Origin of the sequence: Paenibacillus sp. FSL R5-0810 (genome assembly GCF_038002285.1) — a bacterium.
Taxonomy (GTDB): domain Bacteria; phylum Bacillota; class Bacilli; order Paenibacillales; family Paenibacillaceae; genus Paenibacillus_AQ; species Paenibacillus_AQ lactis.
Genome location: NZ_JBBOCF010000001.1, coordinates 5,357,423 through 5,377,775 on the forward strand (window position 1 = coordinate 5,357,423; position 20,353 = coordinate 5,377,775).

Genomic DNA, 20,353 nt, shown 5'->3' on the forward strand with positions numbered 1-20,353 from the left:
CGGCGTTGTCTCCATTTCGTGCAGAAGGGAGGCATGGATCTGGAACCTATAACTGCCCGGCAGCGCCAGCTGCTTCTGCTCTTGCTCGACAGACCGGAGGGCATGACGGCTGCAGAGATCGCGTCTGAGATCGGGGTCAGCGTCAGAACGGTCCATCGGGAGCTGGAAGCCGTTGAGGAGCATCTACAGGGTGCGGGGGTACTGCTTTACAAAAAGTCGGGAACGGGCATCCGGCTGGAGAGCAAGGCGCCCGGGGCCGAAGCAAGCCTTCGGGCACGGCTGATCGCAGGCAAGCCCGCAGATTATTCCGGGGAAGAGCGAAAAATCCTTCTGCTCTGTGCGCTGCTGGAAGCCGAGGAGCCGATTAAGCTGTTTGCCCTGGCCCACAGCTTGAAGGTCACGGTTCCGACCATCAGCAATGATCTGGATGAGGTCGAGCCGTGGATGAAGCGGTTCGGACTGTCGCTGATCCGGCGCAGGGGCTATGGCGTCGAGATCGAAGGGACGGAGAGCGGCAAACGGTGGGCGATCTGCAGGCTGGCCGATGAGCATGTGGATTATTCCGATCTCGTCGGAGATGGCTATGAAGACTACAGTCATCCCGCCATCGCCCGCCTGCTGTCCATGATCGACAAGCCTGTCCTTCTGGACGTTGAAAGAGCCCTGTGGGATATGGGCTGGAGCTGGACGGAGAGCTTAACCGAAGAAGCCTACACACGGATGCTGATCGCTCTATCGGTCACCGTAAGCCGAATTCGGCAGGGACGGCCGATTGAATTCATCCAGCCCGAGGAGGCAGGAAGCGCAAAAGCGATGCTGGCTGACGCAAGGAGCTTTGCCATCCGGCTGGAAAATACGCTGAACCTGAGGCTCTCCGATGCAGAGGTTGTCTATATCGCAAAATTGTTTGACGCAGCGGGCGAAATGTCGGAGATTATCGAGCTCGCCCATTCCGATGTGGAAATGGTGGAGATTGCGCACCGGTTGACCGAAGCGGTGGCGAAGCGGACAGGGCTGGATTTTCAAGAGGACCGGACGCTTCGGGCCGGATTGGTGGAGCATCTGGGTGCCGCAATGAAGCGGCTCCGGGAGGGCACCCGCATCCGTAATCCGCTGCTGAGTCCGATCCGCAAGGATTACGAGGAGCTGTTCGGCATCGTCCGTCAGGCGGTGGATGAAATCCGAAACGGGCTGGATGTGCCTGATGAAGAGATCGGCTTTCTCGTCATGCATTTCGGCGCATCCATCGAACGGCTGAATCAGCCGGAGCAGCCTGTGAGGGCGATTCTCGTCTGCTCAAGCGGGCTAAGCTCATCCAGGCTTCTTGGAACCCGGCTGCGCAAGGAGATGCCTCAGATCGAGGTTCTCGGCAACGCGTCATGGTATGAAGCGGCGCGGATGCCGGAGGAGCAGTATGATCTGATTATTTCCACGATTGACCTGCCCCTTTCAAAAGATAAATACATCCGGCTGAGCCCGCTGCTTACGGCAGATGATAAGGAGCGTCTGCTCCATTTCCTCCAGCGCGCGGCGACAAAGCCGGCAGGGGGCAGCGGTGGCGCTGCTGCCGCAGGGCAAGATGAGCGCAAGGCCGCATCCTTCGAGCGATTGCGGATGCAGGCCGCGCTCATGAACGAAATCGTGGCGCTGTTAGACGGCTTCCATGTATACCGCCTGGATAATGCTCCGGCTGATCTGGAAGGAACGCTGACAGACGCGTTATCGCGCATGCATGTGTTGGAGGCGGTACATGATCCGGGGAGCGTGGTGAACCGCCTGCTTGAGCGGGAACGGATGGGCACGCAGCTCATCCCCGAGACGAGGCTCGCGCTGTTCCATACCCGGAGCCGGCACATTGCGAAGCCTTCAATCACGCTCTTCCGTTTGGCGGAGCCCGTTCCGCTCGAAGAGGGGCTGGAGGCCGACGTCATCCTGCTGATGCTCGCCCCGAAGCAGCTCCCGAAGGAGAGTCTGGAGGTGCTGAGCGAGATTAGCGCGATGCTGCTCGGCTCCGAGCTGATCGAGCTGATGGAGCAGGGCAGCGAAGAAGAGATACGCTCCTTCTTGGCGGAGGAGCTGCAGCATTTTTTGAATCATAGACCATAAGTACACGGACAAATCGAACATAGACTATAGAAAGAGGGAGATTAACGATGACCAACATACTGTCGAAAGAAAAAGTGATTTTGAACGCTCAGGCGAGCAGCAAGAGCGAAGCGATTCGCATGGCAGGCAACCTGCTGGTGAAGGCGGGCCATGTGTCGGAGGACTATGTGGACAAAATGCTGGAGCGCGAAGAGATCGCCTCCACGTACATGGGCGGCGGCCTCGCCATACCTCATGGCACGAAAGAAGCCAAGGGCATGGTCGCTTCTACGGGCCTGTCCATCGTTCGCTTCCCGGAGGGCGTTGATTTTGGCGGCGACGAGCCGGCCTTCATCGTTATCGGCATTGCGGCTGCCGGCGGCGACCATATGGAGATTTTGACGAATGTAGCGATGATCTTCACCGATGACGAGAGCATTGAGAAGGTTATGAACGCTTCGACGGAGGAGGAGATCCTCGCCATCTTCGAAGGGGGAATGGGCGCATGAAGGCGGTCCATTTCGGAGCAGGCAACATCGGGCGCGGGTTTATCGGACTTCTTCTGTCTCAAGCAGGCTACGAGGTTTGCTTCGTCGATGTGAACGAAGAGCTGGTATCCGAGCTGAAAGCACGCGGGGAGTATCCGGTGACGCTTGCCAGCGAAGGTCAGGAGACGACGGTGGTCAAGGGCATCACTGCGCTGAACAGCGCCTCGGAGCCCGAAGCGGCTGCGCGGGCAGTTGCGGAAGCCGATATTGTGACAACGGCGGTAGGCGTCAATATTTTGAAGTTTATCGCGCCTACGATTGCGGAAGGACTAAAGCTCCGGCTGCAGGGGGAGGCTGCTCCGCTTCACATTATCGCTTGCGAGAATGCCATCGGCGGCAGCACCCAGCTGAAAGAGCATGTCTATGGCCTGCTGGATGAGGAGACGAGACGGAAGGCGGATTCCAGCATTGCGTTCCCGGATGCGGCCGTTGACCGGATTGTACCGCTCCAGCAGCATGAGGACCGGCTCAAGGTGGTTGTCGAGCCTTTCTATGAGTGGGCAGTGGACCGTTCGCAGATGCTGGATGGCTTCAAGCCGGTCGAGGGCGTGCATTATGTGGACCGGCTGGAGCCGTACATTGAACGCAAGCTGTTCACGGTGAATACCGGGCACTGCTCCGCTGCCTACATCGGTTTCCTGAAAGGATACGAGACGATTCAGGATGCGGTGAAGGACGATGAGGTGGCGAAGCATGTCCGTGCCGTCCTGGATGAGACCGGCGCGGCGCTGATCCACAAGCACGGCTTCAATCCGGCGGAGCATCAGGCATACATTGCAACCATTCTGGACCGTTTCCGCAACCCGGCTCTTACCGATGAGGTGGTGCGCGTAGGACGCTCCCCGATCCGGAAGCTGTCGCCCGGGGACCGTCTCGTGTCCCCGGCCATGCTGGCCTTCGAAAGCGGACTGGCATACAAAAGCCTGGCCAAATCGATGGCGGCCGCGCTGCTGTTCGACGTGCCTGAGGACCCGGAAAGCGCTGAGCTGCAGCGCTCCGTTCGCGAGATCGGACCAAGCGATACGGCGTCCAAGTATACGGGCATTGCGGGCGAGCATCCGATTATGGGCGAGCTGATGGAGCACTATGAGGCGCTGAAGATTGAGCTGGAAAACCGATCCTAAGCTTAAGCAGGGAAGCGCCGAGTTGAAATTGAAAAGCCCCGGATTCCTTAATTATAGGGAATCCGGGGCTTTTTGCCATGGACATTCAATGGTTGGAGCGATTTATGAGTAAAAGGCCGGGTGATCTTCAGCAGGCTTGACGATAAGTATGCCGCCTATGAACAGAGCCTAGGGAAGTATGTGTTTCCGCAGCTGCTCGGCCTCCTCGATGGTCGCTGCCGGAGCGACGATGAACCATGGATTCGCGTCTACGTCCGGATCGCGGGTGACTTGAATCAATACTTGCTGAAAGCGGTCCTTCATGTATAGCTGACCGAGCGTCTCGATCGTTACGCTATCAATCGCGCCATTCGATTTGAACGTGTACGATGGATAATTCAAGAAGGAGATATAGGTGTCATTGCTGCTTCCCTGCGGGTCTTCGTATATGCGGTCATAACGATACAGCGGATACTCAGTATCAGGATCAGAGCTCATCGTGAAGTCATACAGAGGGACCCGAATCGATCCGTCGAACAGCGGCTCTTGGAACAACCGGCGATAATAAGTTCCCTCAATTTCGATGGTCGTAGGAACGGCAGAGGAGGGATCTTCCGCAGTGTACTGTACGGCAGGATAGCTCATTCGGATCTCATACGGAAATTTGGGGAATCCGAAATCATAGATCATGACATAGAGTACAGCTGCAATGGCTGCGAATATGAGGCTGAACTTCATAAGTCGCGGCATGGAGGACCTCCTCGGAATTTTAGATATGGTCTATCTTCAAGAAAAAGCCAGGAAGCACATCATTAACTATTCTGGCATACCTCGTCTCATGCCTTCACGGCTGCATCCCCGGTCTTGCGCTCGGAGATATAGCAGGCGAGGCCCAATAAGAAGGCGATTCCCGCCAGAATGGCCCCTACCCAAGGCAGGGCGTTCAGGCTTAGATGCGTGATGACAAGCCCTCCGATGAAAGCCCCGGCCGCATTCCCCAAGTTGCCGGCGGAATGGGAGGAGGTTGAGGCGAGCGCTGGCGCTCCCTGCGCCAAGTTCATCACCCGAATTTGCAGGCCGGGCATGACGGCGAATGAGGCCGCTCCCCACAGCACAATGGTTACCACAGCCAATATCGGCTGGTGAATGGTGAACGTCAGGATCGCCAGGATGACGGCGGTCGCGAAATAGATGCTTAGGATCGAAGGCATGAGCTTCCAATCGGCCAGCTTCCCGCCAACGATGTTGCCCAGCGTAACGCCGCAGCCGAATAAAATGAGGATCCACGTGACGCTTGCCTCCGCGTATCCCGTAATCTCGATCAGCAGGGAAGCGATGTAGGTAAACACCGCGAACAGGCCGGCATTGCCGAGCGCGCCAATGAGCAGAAACAGCGTCAGCTTGGGCTTCAAAAGCTCCTTCACCTGCTGGACAATGCCTGAAGACTGCTCCTGGCGAATCTGCGGAATGAAGATCAGGATGCCGACCAGCGCAAGGACGCCCATGATGGCAATTGCGCCGAAGGAGGCGCGCCAGCCCATCTGTTGACCGATGAAGGTACCGAGCGGGACGCCGATTATATTGGCGATCGTCAAGCCGGCCATCATAATGGAGACGGCGCCAGCCCGTTTGTCCGGGCGAACGAGGCCGGAGGCGATCACCGCGCCGACCCCGAAGAAGGTGCCGTGCGTTAACGCCGTCAGCATCCGGGCGCCCATGAGAACGGCATAATTCGGTGCAAACACGGAGATTCCGTTGCCGAATATGAATAGTCCCATTAGCAGAAGAAGGAGCTTCTTCTGCGGAATTTTATGCGTAAGAATCGTCAGGATGGGAGCGCCGACGGCAACCCCCAAAGCGTACATCGTGATCAGCTGGCCCGCCATCGCGATGCTGACGTTTAGATCTGCGGCGACATTCGGTAGAATTCCCATGATGACGAACTCCGTCATGCCAATCGCAAACGCGCCGACCGTAAGCGATAGAATGGACACGGGAAACGGTTGTTTAATGGATGGATTGCTGTTACTAAGCTGCTGGGATAATGCCATTGTGTTCTGTCAACCTTTCTGCTGCTTCTAATATATTGATAATCCCAATCTTTATAATCGGTTTAAGCAGGCCTGCTACATATTATTTAACGATGATGAAATATAATCAAGTTATTATTTGGAGAGAAGAGCTTGTCCAATCGTTGTACGGGGAGGGTACGGTCGTTTCGACACCGCTAAACGGTTGTGTAAGCCGGTGTACGTTGCTCTTTGGAATTGGCTTGGGGAAGGGAGTGCTGCCGAAGAACAGCAATCCCTTTTTTTGATTCAGGCAATTATTCCATGTTTCGGCATGATCATCGCCAGTCGCGGATACTATGTCGGATCCGGACTATTAAAAGCAAGTAAAGGACTCGATTCTTCTTAAATCAAAGCCCGAGAATACCCAGGTGCTTCCGGTCCACCGGAAACCTGCTACAGAAGTACGTCCTACGAACGTTGGGAAGAACCAAAAGCCCCTCCCGCGTCTAGGCCATATAAACGTGAACCGGAACAGACAGCCCCGAATGGCGCCGGGATCAACCGCAAAGGTTGAAGGGCCAGCTCCGGTGACGGAAGTTGCGGCGGGGTTCTGGGGAATGAACTGGGGAGGAGGGGATGTCGGTCCTTGCTGCATTCCTTGCAGTCCCGGTGGTCCCAACAGTCCTGGCGGCCCAGGCGGTCCTTGGGGTCCTTGCAGTTCTGGTGGTCCTTGCGGCGGCAAAAATGCCATATAACTTCACTCCTTCATGGGATTCATGCTGCCATGCACGGCTTGCAAGAGTCTGCAAACGGCAGTGGCCACCGCTTGGCTACCGGCCCTCTGCAAGCTTGCATCCGTATAGGCAGCAGATACATTCGTTGGTTTGTACAATCCTATACGAATGGTGATTTATGATTTTCATCATATGCTATGCAGAAGCCCATGCAGGTGTGACCGATGTTAATGGAATGGAGAAGCGGGGGGGAAGGAAGGCGAATATAGCGGCTGAATGCATAAGTGATGTGAACAAAATAAATATTCCTTTACAGGAATATTCCTAGTGTGGTATATTCAATTCAAGAACACGGCATAATCAAATAAACGCATCGAGGTGATGTTGGTGGCTGGAATAGACAGTAGACAAAAGCCGTATTCCCCGAAGCTTCGGTTCTATAACCGTCACCACCAGGAATGAAGCAAGCGATATTTAGTGCATTAGCCGAGCCGAGCCGTCTTGCGATTGTAGAGCTGCTCCTCGGAGGTCCGATGACGGTGGGTGATATCGCCGAACGTCTGCAGATTCGCCAGCCTCAGGCTTCGAAGCATCTGAAGGTGCTGCTGGAGGCCGGATTGGTAGAGGTTCAGGCGGAAGCGAACAGGCGAAACTACATGCTTCGCTCGGAGCCCTTTCAAGAGCTGGATGCATGGCTGAATGATTACCGCAGAATATGGAATGAACGTTTTGACAGCTTGGACGCATACTTGAAGAAATTGCAATCGGGCGAGAAGAAGGACCCATAGCCTAACTTAAACTTGAGGAGGAAATGATGATGACAAGCAAAATGATTACCCGAGTGGAAGGACCTGTAATTGTGTTGGAGCGTGTATTCGACGCGCCGCGAGAGCTCGTATTCGAGGTGTTCTCGGACGGGGAGCATCTGAAGCACTGGTGGGGTCCGCGTGGCTGGGAGACAACCGTGTCGAACATGGATTTTCGTCCCGGCGGTTCATGGCATTATTGCATGACGTGCATGGATAAGAATCAAGGAGAATTTTATGGCATGGAGTCATGGGGGAAATCGGTCTACCATGAGATTGAGAAGCCTACCAAAATCGTTTACACCGATTATTTCTCCGATGCCGAAGGCAATACTTCCGAGGAACTTCCAGCGTCCACAACAACGATGACATTCGAGGAGCTGGACGGAAGAACGAAGATCGTCTCCCGGACCGTATATCAATCCGCGGATGAGCTTAAGAAGGTGCTCGAAATGGGCATGGAGGAAGGCATTACGCAAACTTGGGACCGCCTCGAGGAATACTTGCTTGCCAAGAAATAAACCGCATAGGGAGAGACCGGCCTTCGGGAGAAGTGCCGGTCTTTTTTTTGAATCTGTTGATGCCGATAACCTTAGGCTGCAGCCCTGACGTTTTTCCACTTGAAAAAAGATGCGTAAACGTTCAATATAAAGATATATTAACTAAAGAAAATATAGCGTCTGTGAAACATACACATAACGATACGTTACTAGGAGGAACCGATGATGGAAATCGGAATTAGCTCGTTTGTTGAAACCGTGCCGGACGTTCACACCGGCGAATTGATCAGCCACGCCCAAAGGCTGCGCGAGGTCGTGGAGGAAATTGTGCTGGCCGACCAGGTCGGCTTGGATGTATATGGAGTAGGCGAGCATCATCGCCAAGATTATGCGGCCTCGTCCCCTGCGGTCGTGCTTGCGGCTGCTGCCTCCCGGACCAAGTGGATCCGGCTGACAAGCGCGGTGACGGTGCTGTCATCAGCGGATCCGGTACGGGTATTCCAGGACTTCGCCACGCTGGACGCGATTTCGAACGGACGCGCGGAAATCATGGCCGGGCGGGGCTCATTCATCGAATCCTTTCCTTTGTTCGGCTATGATCTTCATGATTACGATGAGCTGTTTGAAGAGAAGCTGGAGCTGTTGTTAAAAATTCGGGAGTCGGAGCGGGTGACCTGGGAGGGCCGGCATCGCCCGGCCATCCATAATCTGGGCGTATATCCGCGTCCTGTGCAGAACCCCCTGCCCGTATGGATCGGCAGCGGCGGCAACTCCGAATCCGTCGTCCGGGCCGGCCTGCTCGGCCTGCCGCTCGTGCTGGCGATCATTGGCGGGAGCCCGCTGCAGTTCGCCCCGCTCGTGAAGCTGTATAAAGAAGCGGCCGCCCATGCAGGGCATGATGTATCGAAGCTTCCGGTCGCCTCGCATTCCCATGGATTTATCGCGGAGGATACGGAGCTTGCCGCGGATAAGTTCTTTCCCTCCACCCAGGCGGCCATGAACGTGCTCGGCCGGGAGCGCGGCTGGGGTTACTATGATCGCGCCCGTTTCGATGCTGCACGCAGCTTCGAGGGAGCCCTCTATGTAGGCGATCCGGAGACGGTCGCTCAGAAGATCATCCATCTTCGCAAGCATGTGGGTATTACCCGGTTTATGCTGCACGTGCCGGTCGGCTCGATGCCGCATGAAGAGGTCATGAGGGCGATCGAGCTGCTCGGTACGGAGGTTGCGCCTCGGGTTCGTTCCGAGATCGACCGGTGGGAAGCGGCCGGCGAGCCGGCGGAGTAAGCAAGCAAATCCAATTAAAATTCCGTTTGACAAATCAGACAATGTAAAATATGATAAGTCCATCGAATGACAGTCAGTACTGACATTCATGTAGGAAGGGGGGACTTTCATGAGTAGAGATCAACATATAAGCAGTGACGACAAGCTGCTGCAGGCCGCAATCGATCTGATATCCCGGAAGGGCTACAACGGCGTCACGACGCAGGAGATTGCCTCGGCAGCCGGGCTCAGCGAGAAGACTCTATTCCGAAAGTTCGGCAGCAAGCGAAATCTCCTGGAGATGGCGTTCGAACGCTATCATTACGGTCAAGAAATGACGAAGCTTTTCGCGGAGAAGCTCACGGGAGAGCTTACTGCGGATCTGATTCTGATCAGCCGGACGTACCATGACTTGATGATCCGGAACCGCAAGCTGATCACGATCAGCATCAAGGAGAGTGATCATCTCCCGGGACTTCGAGAGATGACCAGCAAGCATCCGAAGCAGTTTCTGGACGTGTTGACGAAATATTTTACGATCATGACGGAGAAGGGGAAGCTGGTTGCCGGAGATCCCGAGCTGCGGGCGATCTCGTTTATGATGATGAACTTTGGCGCGTTCATGAACGAGCTGGATTCCAAGGAGATATTTCCTTCCGTAACGCTGGATGACTTTATTGAGGAGAGTGTGCGGATTTTTGCTAGGGCGTTAACCCCCTAGTTTTTTTCAAAGCATACGTCAGTAAGTACTGACAGACATGCTAATCTCGCTGTTTAAAATTTTCTACTCACAAGGAGGGTGAAGCTTTAATGGAGACTCGGAAGCTGATGCGTGTCCTCATGTTCACGCTGTGTCTGTCCGCTATGAGCGGATTGATGTTTAACTTTGTCCTGCCGGACATGCGGGAGGAATTCAGCTTGAGCACCGCTCAGGTTAGCTGGGTAACTTCCTCGTATTCCCTGCTGTACGGGATCGGCACGGTTCTGTACGGGAAGCTGACGGAACGCTACCAGCTCAAAAATTTGCTGTCATTCGGTCTGCTGCTGTTCGCGGCCGGCTCTCTGGTCGGCCTCGTCTCCCAGGCATTCTGGATGGTCCTTGCCGCAAGATGCCTTCAGGCGATCGGCGCGGCGGCGATACCGGCGGCGGCAACGCTTATACCGATTCGCTACTTCCCGCCGGAGCGAAGAGGAGCAGCCATGGCGACAGCCTTTATTGGATTGTCCATCGGCAGCGCGCTTGGGCCGGTGGTGTCCTCGCTAGTGGCCGGCTTTGCTCATTGGCGCTGGCTGTTCAGCATCCCTTTGCTGATTCTCATCACGCTTCCTTTTTACCGGAAATATCTGAAGGACGAAGACCCTCAGTTTCCAGGATCATTCGACCTGCTGGGAGGCGGCCTGCTGGCTGTCGCGATCACTTGTCTGCTGCTGGGAATAACGAACGGAATCTGGTGGCTTCCGCTAGCCGGACTGCTGGTAGCCGCGTTGTTCATTGTCCGGATTCATCGTGCATCCGTCCCGTTCGTGAGCCCGGTTTTGTTCCGGAATCAAGAGTATTCGGTTAGGCTTGTCATCATGTTTCTGTTCAGCGGCGCGGCCTTTGCGCTGCATTTTCTAAGCCCGTTGCTGCTGGCAGAGATTCATGCGCTGCCTCCAGGTTGGATCGGATTTGTCATGGTGCCGGCCGCCGCGGCCTCCGCTCTGCTCGGGAAGACAGGGGGAAAGCTGGCCGATGCCAAAGGGAACACGGATCTGTTTCTAACCGCCATGATTATGTTGGTCGCTTGCTTTGTACTCTTATCCACGTTCTCCGCCATTTCAGCCGTCGCGGTTGCTCTCTTCCTGATTCTAGGTAATGTCGGGCAGACGTTCGGGATGATTGCACTATCCAACTCCGTCTCCCTTAGCTTAGCGAAAGAGCAAGCCGGCATCGGGATGGGATTGATGCAGATGCTGAATTTTATTTCGGCGGGGATCGCTTCCGGTGTGTACGGAACAATGCTCGATATCCGCTCCGAGGTATCGTGGAACCCCTTGTATGCCTATGCCGAGGGGCAGGTTTACAGCAATATTTATTTGGTGCTAGCCGGGCTGCTGCTCGCCATGCTGATGTTCTATTCCCTACGGTTCGGGAAAACGGAGCACGGTCATATAAGAGCGGCGGGAAGCTGATATCGCATGCTTTCGAGTCCATTCATTACAAATAGGAAATATAGGAGGAGATTCTAATGACAACCACTTTATTCATTAAAGCCAACAACCGCCAAGGGGCCGTCACAAGCAGATTATACGACGCATTTTTCAATAGCTACCGCGAGGCACATCCGAATGATGCGGTGGTTGAGGTCGACCTGTATCAGGAACGCATTCCCCTTCTGGACGACATTATGATTAGCGGGAATTTCAAGTCAGCCATGGGCATGGAGCTTTCGGAGGAAGAGCAGGCCGTTCGGGACATCGTCAACCGGCACTTGGAGCAATTTCTTGCCGCCGACAAATTGGTGTTTGCCTTCCCGCTCTGGAATCTGACGGTTCCTGCAGTGCTGCATGCCTACCTGGACTACATGCATCATCCGCGTAAAACGTTCAAATATACGGAGCAGGGCTTGGTCGGTCTGTTGGGTGACAAAAAAGCAGCACTGCTGAATGCTAGAGGCGGGATCTATGCGGAGGGCGATCCATCCGAGATGGCGGTCAGCTTCGTAAAAAATCATCTCAACGTGTTCGGGATTACCGACATTACTACGATTATCATTGAGGGGCATAATCAATTCCGGGATCGAAGCGAGGAAATCATTGAGGAAGGCCTTCGGCGGGCAGCCGAAGCGGCAAAGCTTTTTTAAATCATGGAGAAGCTGGTTATTTTGACATATTACACGCTCTGCTAGTTACTTTGTGACAAAAAATTACAAAATCCAGCAGGAAATTGTCGGGAATTTGAGTCATGAAGCCTATATTCAATGAAAAACAATGTAAGTTATAGTTTGATTAGGTCATTCATTCAGAACTATATGTTGTATCTTTCGACAATTGAATCGTTCGTACGATAATCGCAAACCCACTGAAAAGTGGCGACGCAAAGCTATAGGGGCTAATGGGGTTCTGCATAGAACCGCGATGCCAGCCAGTTGCCGAATACGACGGAAGCCTCCGTCACTTCTTGCTAGTTACTACCTATGTCTACAAGCTGACGGAGGCTATTTGTTGTTCACAAATTTTTATAGGGAGGCTCCTGCAGTAACTGCCTGTTCCTTAAAAGTTACGGTCAATTGCCTGAAAGGAGGTGAATGATGCGGAACATGATTTCCCGCAGCGCGGTATAACTACAGCAGTTCGACTCTCAGCGGATAACAAGGAATATTCATGCGGCAGCGTCTTTGACAGCAAACCAATCGAATCGTTTCGTACGATAATAGCAAACCCACTGAAAAGTGGCGACGCAAAGCTATAGGGGCTAATGCGAATCTGCTAAGATACGTGATGCCAGCCAGTTGCCGAATACGACGGAAGCCTCCGTCCTATTTTGCTATGGTAATCTTCATGGATGGAGGTTTTTTATTTTTCGCTAAGAGCTACCGAATCTTCACAGCGGCGATAAATAGGAGATCGATTTCATTATTAATCACTTATTCTTAACAAGGAAGAAGGGAAAATAATGGGCCAAAGAACATTGCTGAAAGTAAACGATCATTTTCCTAATATCCTCAGCATCTCTGAAATTAAAGAAAGGCTGATCGAGCGAAAAGAAATCCTGTATCTGTTGCAAGAGGAAACCAGGAATATGAACGATTTGCTGTCTATACCTTATTTATTTGTGATTGCGGACCCAGAGGGAACCGTTATCGATTATTGCGGGACGGAGCTGTTAAAAGGTTATTTTGAAAGAAATCATTTGAAAATCGGAACATCTTCTGCTATGAACAAGGCGGGAATCAATGCCATTGCGTTATCCATGGAAAATCAATCGGTCTCAGTCGTAATCGGCGCCGAGCACAGCAATAAATTGTTTGCAGAGCTGTCCTGCGTTTGCACGCCAATACGAATAAATCATGTTATTATAGGCTACCTCAGCCTCTGTTTTCATTACTTTCACGAGGTTACATTTGTACTGCCCCTCATTGAACATCTGGCCAAAAATATTGAAGAAAAGTTACCCCAAAAGGATCCCATGCTACAAAAAGAGCTGACCTACTCACTCTTTGACCAATATGAATTAACAAACCGCGAGAAAGAAATCGCCTACGAATGGCTGGAAAATAAAAACGTGCCTGAAATTGCGGATATTTATGGAATCAGTCAAAGCACGGTCCGTACTTTCATCAAAAAGATATACGCCAAAACGAGAGTCAATCATAAAGGGGCATTCCTAAGAAAATTTACATGAAGATATAGGCAATACACAAGCACTAATTACCCAATTATGGGTATTTTATTTATTAAAGTAAAATTTTATAATTATAGGCAAGCCACTGATGACAGATAGTTAAAATTTAAACTAATTCATAATTCGTACAATCTATCGCAAACCCATCGAAAGGGTGGTGACGCGAAGCTGCAGAGGCTGTTGTGGACGCTCATATGCAACCACGATCCCTGCAATTGGCCGAATACGACGGAAACCTCTGATCCGCCATGCGACAACGATTGAATAGGGAACTGTTTATTTTAGATAACCCTGCTGACCTGACGCCGCTGCAGAAACTGAATCGGGTAGCCTTCAACATTTCATGAAGAGGAGCATGCTTTAACGGTTTGTTCGTTTAGGAATGAGCGATCAACTCTCTGTTTGAGAAGGTTTGCCGCAAAAACGTTGGCAGCTGTCATAAATCACTTGCTACGATGGGGGTGGGTGGATGTGATGGTTTCTATAGAGAACGAACTGAAGCATGTATCCGACGAGCTCGAATATCTCAGGAGGGAACTTGAGCGAATGGCCGGCAGTCTTGAATTCGTACATCAAGATGTTGTCGCACTTTCGCAGTCGTTCGATAAGCTGATTGTCCGTTACATGGAATTAAAAAGCCATGAGGAAGAGATCAATAGAAAGTGCGCAAAGTTAAATAAACCAAGCCATGAGTAATAAGTCCTCCATAAAAAATAGAACCCCGGATGTCGATTCTCGACCTTCTGGGGTTATTTGCTTAAAGATATGGTGCTTCCAGCTTTAAGGGAAGCCATTTCAAGTCAGGTGCTTGGATTCAATCATTTTTCTGTACGAGCGAACAGCTGCTCCAATTATCCATTGTAATGTACCCGCGCCTAACAAGCGCGAAAATCGTATTGGTTCGGCAATACCATTCCAAGTTGGGTACAGATGGCGAATCACCGCTTGCCTTCGTCAAGACACCCTCATACGTCCAGTATCCGCCTTTCTTCCAGCGGACAAGTCTCCCATGCTTCTTGGCCTGTTCCAGCGCTTCTTGTTGTATTTCCGATAACGTCAATTCATCCTCACCACACAAATCCTGTAATATCTGTCTAGAAGACGGATGGAATATACCAATTAAATCATATGAATCTGAATATATTCTGAATAACCTGTGTTGAAAAACGGTCGATGGGCATTGTTAGGTGAACTGATGCATCGTCGAGTAAAAGGATCAGAATACCAGACATTATGTCTGGACATTTTCGGAACACTACTCTATAATCAAATAGTTACCTTGAGTAACCAATTGGATGGAGGTTTCCCCATGAGCACCCACCGACATTTTTTTCAGCAGTACTTCAGACTGTACCGCCCGTTCGTCAATGAACTGAACCGGCGGCTCGAGGTTTTTGGGCTGTATTATGCCCAGTGGTCGATCATGTATTATCTGGACGCGAACCAATCGATGACCTTGGTGGAATTGTCCAAAGTTTTGTATGTAGAGAAGCCCACGGTGACTAGAACGGTGAACGCATTGATCAAGTTGGGTTATGTGGAGCAGATCCCGGCATCGGACAAGCGGGAGAAGCGAATCCGTTTATCAAGTAAGGGCATCGATGTCGCGTTGCAGATTCGTCAATTATTCGATGACTACGAGATGGAGATTATGGAAGGTGTCTCCGCTGAGGAACAAGCCAGCGTCATCCGTGTCATGGAGACAGTCAGGGATAACATTATAAGAAAAGGTGATTAACTTGCAGCAAGAAAACTCCCAAGATCGTTTATGGAGCAAGGACTTTTTGATTGTGTTCGGCGTCAATTTCCTGCTCTTTCTTTGTTTTTATCTATTGGTTGTTATTATGCCCACTTATGCAGCTGAGGAATTCCATGCATCGACTGGAATGGCCGGCTTTGCTTCCAGTATCTTCGTGGTGGGGGCGCTGATCGGGCGGCTGATCGGAGGCAGCATTATCGAGAGGGTCGGACGAAGACCGCTGCTGTTGACCGGATTGGTCTCATTCAGCGTCTTAATCGGTTTGTATTTCATCATTAACAGCTTAGCGGTGCTGCTCATCGTCCGTTTCCTCCACGGCCTGGCCTTCGCGCTGGCCTCTACCGCGACCGGCACGATTGCCGCGAGCTTGATTCCAAACTCGAGAAGGGGTGAAGGGACAGGTTATTATGGTGTCAGCATCATCATTGCATCGGCAATCGGCCCTTTCATCGGACTTATGATTCTGGAGCATGCCTCCATGACAGGCAATTTTGTCCTTTGTGCAATCCTGGGCGTGCTCTCATTGGTATCCTCGTTATTCATGCGCATTCCGAAGCTGGTGCTCACCGCCGAACAGGCACGGGAGATGAAGGGCTTCCGGCTATCCAACTTCATTGAGCTCAAGGCGCTTCCGATTTCGATCATAAGCTTTGTGATGGGCTTTGGATATTCGAGCATTTTGTCGTACCTGAAGATCTTTGCGGGGGAAATCGGGCTGGTGGAAGCGGCAACCTACTTCTTCATCGTGTATGCGATCGTGGTGATTCTGTCCCGGCCGTTTACCGGACGCTGGTTTGACCACCGGGGAGCGAATGTTGTGATGTATCCGGCTATCGTATCCTTTGCGATCGGGATCCTGCTGCTCGGTCTGGCACATCATGGAATAACCCTTCTGCTGTCCGCGGTGTTCGTAGGCCTCGGATACGGCACGACACAGTCCAGCTCCCAGGCGCTCGCCATTAAACGCTCTCCGGCGCACCGGATCGGTCTTGCAACATCGACCTTTTACATTTTTGTGGACGTCGGCATCGGGTTCGGTCCGCTCCTTCTTGGCTTCCTTACGCCGCTGGCAGGGTTCCGGGGCATGTACATGACCATAGCGGTCCTGCTGGCGCTGTCGGTGATTCTGTATTATTTCCTCGTCGGGAAACGAGAAAGCCGAGAGAAGGCTGCCCGAACGGCTGCCTAACCAAGATTCGTATTCAGAGAAGCTTAGGTGACGGCTCCTTGGCCTTGGATTTGGCACGACAAGGTTCCAGTTCCAGACGCTCGCCATTAAACACTCTCTGGCCCACTTAGAGCCGTCTTAAGCCTGTAGATTAACCTCCGTAAGGAGCAGATCTGCAGGCTTTTTCTGTTGTACCCCATGTCCTAACCGGGATGCATAAGGAAAGTAAACAAGGGGGTTGTGGCTTAAGTGGTAGCTCTTCAGGAAAAAACGTTTATAGTCGTTTCATCCGATCTCCGCACACATGACCTGTTATACAATGAATAATGATTGTCTGTGCGTCTCATTTATTTTTTCGTGGAGGAGTGAGGCATTTATGGCGCATGCAAGTGAGGTGTTAAGAAATCAGCTGCTCGCGGGTGCGAATGATCCGAGCTGGTATATTCCCTTCCAGCAGTCCACCCGGGATCTGACGGAGGACGAGGCGTTCTGGACGCCGGCGAACGACAGTCACAGCATTGCAGAGATCGTTCAGCATCTGCTCTATTGGAATGAAACGTGGCAGACCCGGTACAGGGAAGAACGTATGGATGCGGTGCCTGCAATTGAAGACAATAATCTCAGCTTTCTCCTTCCGGATCATGTGACGTTTGCCGAGCTAAGGAAACGACTGCTGGAGGTTTTACTAGGATGGCAGCCGCTGCTGTCCGAGTCTGCGGATACCCTGGAGAAGGATGTTAGCGGTTTTCCGGAGCCGGCCAAGTGGTGGGAGATCATCAGCAACGCTGCAACACATAATGCTTATCATATCGGCCAGATTGTTTACATCCGCAAGCTGCAGAAGAGCTGCAGGGCGCTGGATTGGTAATGTTAGAGGAGGGGTGTTCTCAGCACTGCACATGCGGATTGTACTTCCGATCCCTCTTATCCCCGGGTTTCCTCTAATCCCATTTCGTTTGCTGAAGTCAGGGGATAAAGGGGAACGCTCCGCTTCTAATGATTCTTAACTTGAAAAAATGAACCTTCAAGCGAAAATAAAGCCAGCTTCGGGCTCAACCGAAACTGGCTTTCTATATGATTTAGCTAACCTTCTTCATTCTATTAACTTGAACAAACCCAAACGCTCGAAGAACCCTCAAACTTGCTTGTATATTGTTCCCCTACTTAAAGCGCCTCTTTAATGACCCGCTTGTAGAACATCACGGACAGCAGGCCGAAGATGGAGTACAACGCCGTGTATAGCAGCATTACGATGACCATAGGTGCCCACAGCTCGGTGCCAAAGAAGAACCAGCCGGATTTGACTGCGAAATAGCTATGGGATAGCCCCACGATCAGCGGAATGCCGAAGTTAAAGAGCTGCTTGAACTGAATGCCCCGGAGCAGATTGCCTTGGGTATACCCGAGCTTACGGAGGATCGTGTACGTCGGCTTCTCTTCCTCGCCCTCATCCATCTGTTTAAAGTACAGGATACAACCTGAAGTAATAAGGAAGGTCAGGCCAAGGAATCCGACGATGAACATGATGAGTCCCATGTTGCTCTTCTGGTCCGTGATCATCGTGATTTGGGACAGATTTCCCGTATGTTCCCCGATACCGAGATCCATAAATATTTCGTTCGCTTGATTGATGGCCGCAGGATCTACGATATCGACGCCATGGTAGACATTCGTTTCCTTCTGGATCTTGGGATCGAGATCCTGCTTTAACCGTTCAAATACGGTTTGGTCGACAATGGCGGTCGGCAGGCCATTGTTGGCAAAATTATACGAGATGTAGGCGTCCTTGTTCGTTCCGATCAGCTGTTGCGGAATGCTCTCCTTGCTTCCGCGAAGCTCAATCTGTCCCGTGGCCTGAATGGACATGAACTGCTGGACCGCATCGCTTGAACCCGTAAACAGCGTTTCTTCCGGGGATACGTCAACGTCTTTAATGCCTTCATCACTGATGACTGCGATGATCATAGAGCCGTTTTGTCCCGTTTCTTCAAAGCTGGACCCGATAATCTTGGAGACATCCGCGTCCACCTGAATCACGTTCCGATCGGTCTGCTTGAATTCGATATCCGCTTCCGCAAGCGCATGCGTGAAGGCAGCAAGATCGTCCTGTACCGCGATGGCAAAATGATTCGGGACGCCTTGCTTCGCTGACTTCTCCGCCGAATAATAAGAGATGTAGCTCAGCGACAGCAGCCCGATGGCGAGCGCTGAGACCGTCGTAATAATGGTGAGCAGCAGGGCGTTCGACTTCATCCGGAACATGATCGAGGAGAGCGAGAGCACCTCGTTCACCGACAGATATCCGCCTTTGCTCTTGCGGATCAGATTGAAAATAAAGCTGACCGAGCCCTTATAGAACAGGTAGGTTCCGATAATGACCGACCCTAGAATGAAGACCATCGCCATAAACAATTCATTCATGTTTGTGAAATCGCCGCTGAACAGCTTGGTGGATACATAGTATCCGACCAGGATGAGTCCGATGCCGAGGAGCCCGAGGATCACCTCGACAAGCGACATTTTCCGGACGCGGTTCTCGGTGGTCGATACGACCCGGAAGAGCGACAGAATGCTCTGCCCCTTAATGAATGTGAAATTCATGACCATGATCAGAATGTAGATGGCGGCGAATACGATGGCCGTCTGGATCAAGGCTTGGCTGGAAAATCTAAGGGTGGCCTCGCTTTCGACGCCGGTCACCTTGAACAAAATCATCAGGATCAGCCGGGAAGCGGCGAAGCCGGCAAGAACGCCAATCACCATCGAGCCGAAATACAGGATCAGATTTTCCGCGCTCAGGATCCGGAAGATTTTTCCCTTGGTGAGCCCAATCAGCTGGAACAGCCCGATCTCCTTGCTTCGGCGTTTGATGAATATCGTATTGGCGTAGAGCAGGAAGATGGCGACAATTGCTACCAGCAGCACCGAGGCGGCCCCGAGTCCGGCAGCCCCTTTCATCGAGCCCTTCACTTCATCCATGGACGGATCGTACTGCAGCGTAACGAAGGAGAAGTACAGGCCAACGCTGAAAATCAATGCGAAAACGTACAGATAATAATTTTTAATATTTTTCTTCAAATTACGGTAGATCAGATAATTAATGTTCATGCTGCACACCGCCCAGCACGCCTTGGGTTTTGATAATATCGTTGAAGAACGCTTGTCTCGACTGCTCGCCCTTGTTCAGCTGCGTATAGATTTGACCGTCTTTGATAAAGACGACCCGGCTGCAGTAGCTGGCTGCGCCTGGATCATGGGTCACCATGATGATCGTCGAGTGGATCTTCTGGTTCAAATCGCTCAGCTTGTTGAGCAGGTCCGAGGCCGATTTGGAATCCAGCGCCCCGGTCGGCTCATCGGCGAATATAATGCTCGGATCATGGATGAACGCCCGCGCCGCCGAGGTCCGCTGCTTCTGGCCGCCGGAAATTTGGTTCGGATATTTATCCTTGAGGTCATAGATTCCAAGCTCTGTCGCAATCCGCTGGAATTTCTGATCGGCCTCCTTCTTGGATACCTTCTTGATGGACAGCGGGAGTAGGACATTTTCCTTGACGGTCAGGGTATCGAGCAGATTGTAATCCTGGAAAATAAAGCCCAAGTGATGCTTCCGGAACTCTGCAAGCTCCTTCTCCTTCATGCCGGTAAATTCCTTACCCTCGATTTTGATGCTGCCGAGGCTGACTTTATCGATAGAGGACAGCACGTTGAGCAGCGTTGTTTTCCCGGAACCGGAGGCGCCCATGATGCTGACGAACTCTCCTTTGTCCACGTTGATGTCGATGCCCTTCAGAACTTCCTGTTTATTGAATTTGTTCCCGTAGCTTTTATGGATTTGATGTGCTTCAAGAATGGCCACGTTTTTCTTCACTCCTTTGTCGTATGGATACCGGGGGGCTTTAGAGCTCAGCGCTAGAGAAAGCCCAGCCGGGTCTCCCGTGGAAAATAACCTGGCCGTTGCGCCCGGAGCATTTTCCACACCGATCGG

The 20,353-nt window shown here is 52.1% G+C and carries 19 protein-coding genes and 2 riboswitches; of the genes, 14 read left to right on the plus strand and 5 right to left on the minus strand.

The features are described 5' to 3' along the window. Window positions 1-33 precede the first annotated feature (33 nt). The 3 genes from MKX76_RS23780 to MKX76_RS23790 are packed head-to-tail and all read left to right on the plus strand — an operon-like array spanning window position 34 to window position 3,757. Window positions 34-2,106, plus strand: a complete 2,073-nt coding sequence (locus MKX76_RS23780) for a BglG family transcription antiterminator (protein WP_341034720.1) — start codon at window positions 34-36, stop codon at window positions 2,104-2,106. 47 nt (window positions 2,107-2,153) lie between these two features. After that, complete coding sequence (locus tag MKX76_RS23785; RefSeq protein WP_007129036.1) at window positions 2,154-2,594, plus strand: PTS sugar transporter subunit IIA; 441 nt, start codon at window positions 2,154-2,156, stop codon at window positions 2,592-2,594. Beyond that, window positions 2,591-3,757, plus strand: coding sequence for a mannitol-1-phosphate 5-dehydrogenase (locus MKX76_RS23790; RefSeq protein ID WP_007129035.1), 1,167 nt, complete (start codon window positions 2,591-2,593; stop codon window positions 3,755-3,757). The genes MKX76_RS23785 and MKX76_RS23790 overlap by 4 nt, the downstream gene beginning before the upstream one ends. 168 nt (window positions 3,758-3,925) lie before the next feature. Here MKX76_RS23790 and MKX76_RS23795 read toward each other — a convergent pair whose 3' ends face one another. Next, window positions 3,926-4,486: a hypothetical protein gene (locus MKX76_RS23795; protein WP_007129034.1), complete on the minus strand. Its 561-nt coding sequence runs from the start codon at window positions 4,484-4,486 to the stop codon at window positions 3,926-3,928. An 86-nt stretch (window positions 4,487-4,572) separates the two neighbouring features. Then, window positions 4,573-5,787: an MFS transporter gene (locus MKX76_RS23800; RefSeq protein ID WP_007129033.1), complete on the minus strand. Its 1,215-nt coding sequence runs from the start codon at window positions 5,785-5,787 to the stop codon at window positions 4,573-4,575. 1,153 nt (window positions 5,788-6,940) lie between these two features. Between MKX76_RS23800 and MKX76_RS23805 the strand changes: the two genes are divergently transcribed. The 8 genes from MKX76_RS23805 to MKX76_RS23840 all read left to right on the plus strand — a co-directional run bounded on the left by MKX76_RS23805 (window position 6,941) and on the right by MKX76_RS23840 (window position 14,134). Next, on the plus strand, window positions 6,941-7,270 hold the full coding sequence (locus MKX76_RS23805; RefSeq protein WP_040738328.1) for an ArsR/SmtB family transcription factor: 330 nt from the start codon (window positions 6,941-6,943) through the stop codon (window positions 7,268-7,270). Between the two features lie 26 nt (window positions 7,271-7,296). After that, entirely contained in the window at window positions 7,297-7,809 is a 513-nt protein-coding gene (locus tag MKX76_RS23810) for an SRPBCC domain-containing protein (protein ID WP_007129030.1), read from the plus strand. A 204-nt stretch (window positions 7,810-8,013) separates the two neighbouring features. Then, the gene (locus MKX76_RS23815) at window positions 8,014-9,075 is read left to right on the plus strand and encodes an LLM class flavin-dependent oxidoreductase (RefSeq protein WP_040738327.1); all 1,062 of its coding nucleotides are present in this window, start codon (window positions 8,014-8,016) and stop codon (window positions 9,073-9,075) included. 109 nt (window positions 9,076-9,184) lie between these two features. Then, window positions 9,185-9,775 carry a TetR/AcrR family transcriptional regulator gene (locus MKX76_RS23820; RefSeq protein ID WP_007129028.1) on the plus strand — a complete coding sequence of 197 codons (591 nt, stop codon included), beginning with the start codon at window positions 9,185-9,187 and terminating at the stop codon, window positions 9,773-9,775. Between the two features lie 89 nt (window positions 9,776-9,864). Further along, window positions 9,865-11,226, plus strand: a complete 1,362-nt coding sequence (locus MKX76_RS23825; RefSeq protein ID WP_007129027.1) for an MFS transporter — start codon at window positions 9,865-9,867, stop codon at window positions 11,224-11,226. A gap of 56 nt (window positions 11,227-11,282) precedes the next feature. Next, window positions 11,283-11,897, plus strand: coding sequence for an FMN-dependent NADH-azoreductase (locus MKX76_RS23830; protein WP_007129026.1), 615 nt, complete (start codon window positions 11,283-11,285; stop codon window positions 11,895-11,897). A gap of 198 nt (window positions 11,898-12,095) precedes the next feature. Further along, a riboswitch (cyclic di-GMP riboswitch) is annotated at window positions 12,096-12,190 on the plus strand. A 268-nt stretch (window positions 12,191-12,458) separates the two neighbouring features. After that, window positions 12,459-12,553, plus strand: a riboswitch (cyclic di-GMP riboswitch). A 156-nt stretch (window positions 12,554-12,709) separates the two neighbouring features. Further along, window positions 12,710-13,438 (plus strand): helix-turn-helix transcriptional regulator, encoded by a 729-nt coding sequence (locus MKX76_RS23835; protein WP_007129025.1) that lies wholly within the window; start codon window positions 12,710-12,712, stop codon window positions 13,436-13,438. Window positions 13,439-13,912: 474 nt separating this feature from the next. Then, window positions 13,913-14,134 (plus strand): aspartyl-phosphate phosphatase Spo0E family protein, encoded by a 222-nt coding sequence (locus MKX76_RS23840; protein WP_007129024.1) that lies wholly within the window; start codon window positions 13,913-13,915, stop codon window positions 14,132-14,134. 118 nt (window positions 14,135-14,252) lie between these two features. On the opposite strand, the gene MKX76_RS23845 is transcribed toward MKX76_RS23840, so the two are convergent. After that, entirely contained in the window at window positions 14,253-14,498 is a 246-nt protein-coding gene (locus MKX76_RS23845) for a hypothetical protein (protein WP_007129023.1), read from the minus strand. A gap of 249 nt (window positions 14,499-14,747) precedes the next feature. Here MKX76_RS23845 and MKX76_RS23850 point away from each other — a divergent pair, with 249 nt between their 5' ends. From MKX76_RS23850 to MKX76_RS23860, 3 genes are all read left to right on the plus strand, one after another. Further along, window positions 14,748-15,176 (plus strand): MarR family winged helix-turn-helix transcriptional regulator, encoded by a 429-nt coding sequence (locus tag MKX76_RS23850; RefSeq protein WP_007129022.1) that lies wholly within the window; start codon window positions 14,748-14,750, stop codon window positions 15,174-15,176. Further along, window positions 15,169-16,386, plus strand: coding sequence for an MFS transporter (locus tag MKX76_RS23855; RefSeq protein ID WP_100085199.1), 1,218 nt, complete (start codon window positions 15,169-15,171; stop codon window positions 16,384-16,386). Before MKX76_RS23850 ends, MKX76_RS23855 begins: the two co-directional genes overlap by 8 nt. A 355-nt stretch (window positions 16,387-16,741) precedes the next feature. Further along, window positions 16,742-17,233: a DinB family protein gene (locus MKX76_RS23860; RefSeq protein WP_007129020.1), complete on the plus strand. Its 492-nt coding sequence runs from the start codon at window positions 16,742-16,744 to the stop codon at window positions 17,231-17,233. A 296-nt stretch (window positions 17,234-17,529) separates the two neighbouring features. Here MKX76_RS23860 and MKX76_RS23865 read toward each other — a convergent pair whose 3' ends face one another. Both MKX76_RS23865 and MKX76_RS23870 read right to left on the minus strand, forming a co-directional pair. After that, window positions 17,530-19,473: an ABC transporter permease gene (locus MKX76_RS23865; protein ID WP_341034721.1), complete on the minus strand. Its 1,944-nt coding sequence runs from the start codon at window positions 19,471-19,473 to the stop codon at window positions 17,530-17,532. Beyond that, window positions 19,463-20,224 (minus strand): ABC transporter ATP-binding protein, encoded by a 762-nt coding sequence (locus MKX76_RS23870; RefSeq protein WP_007129018.1) that lies wholly within the window; start codon window positions 20,222-20,224, stop codon window positions 19,463-19,465. Before MKX76_RS23870 ends, MKX76_RS23865 begins: the two co-directional genes overlap by 11 nt. Window positions 20,225-20,353 lie beyond the last annotated feature (129 nt).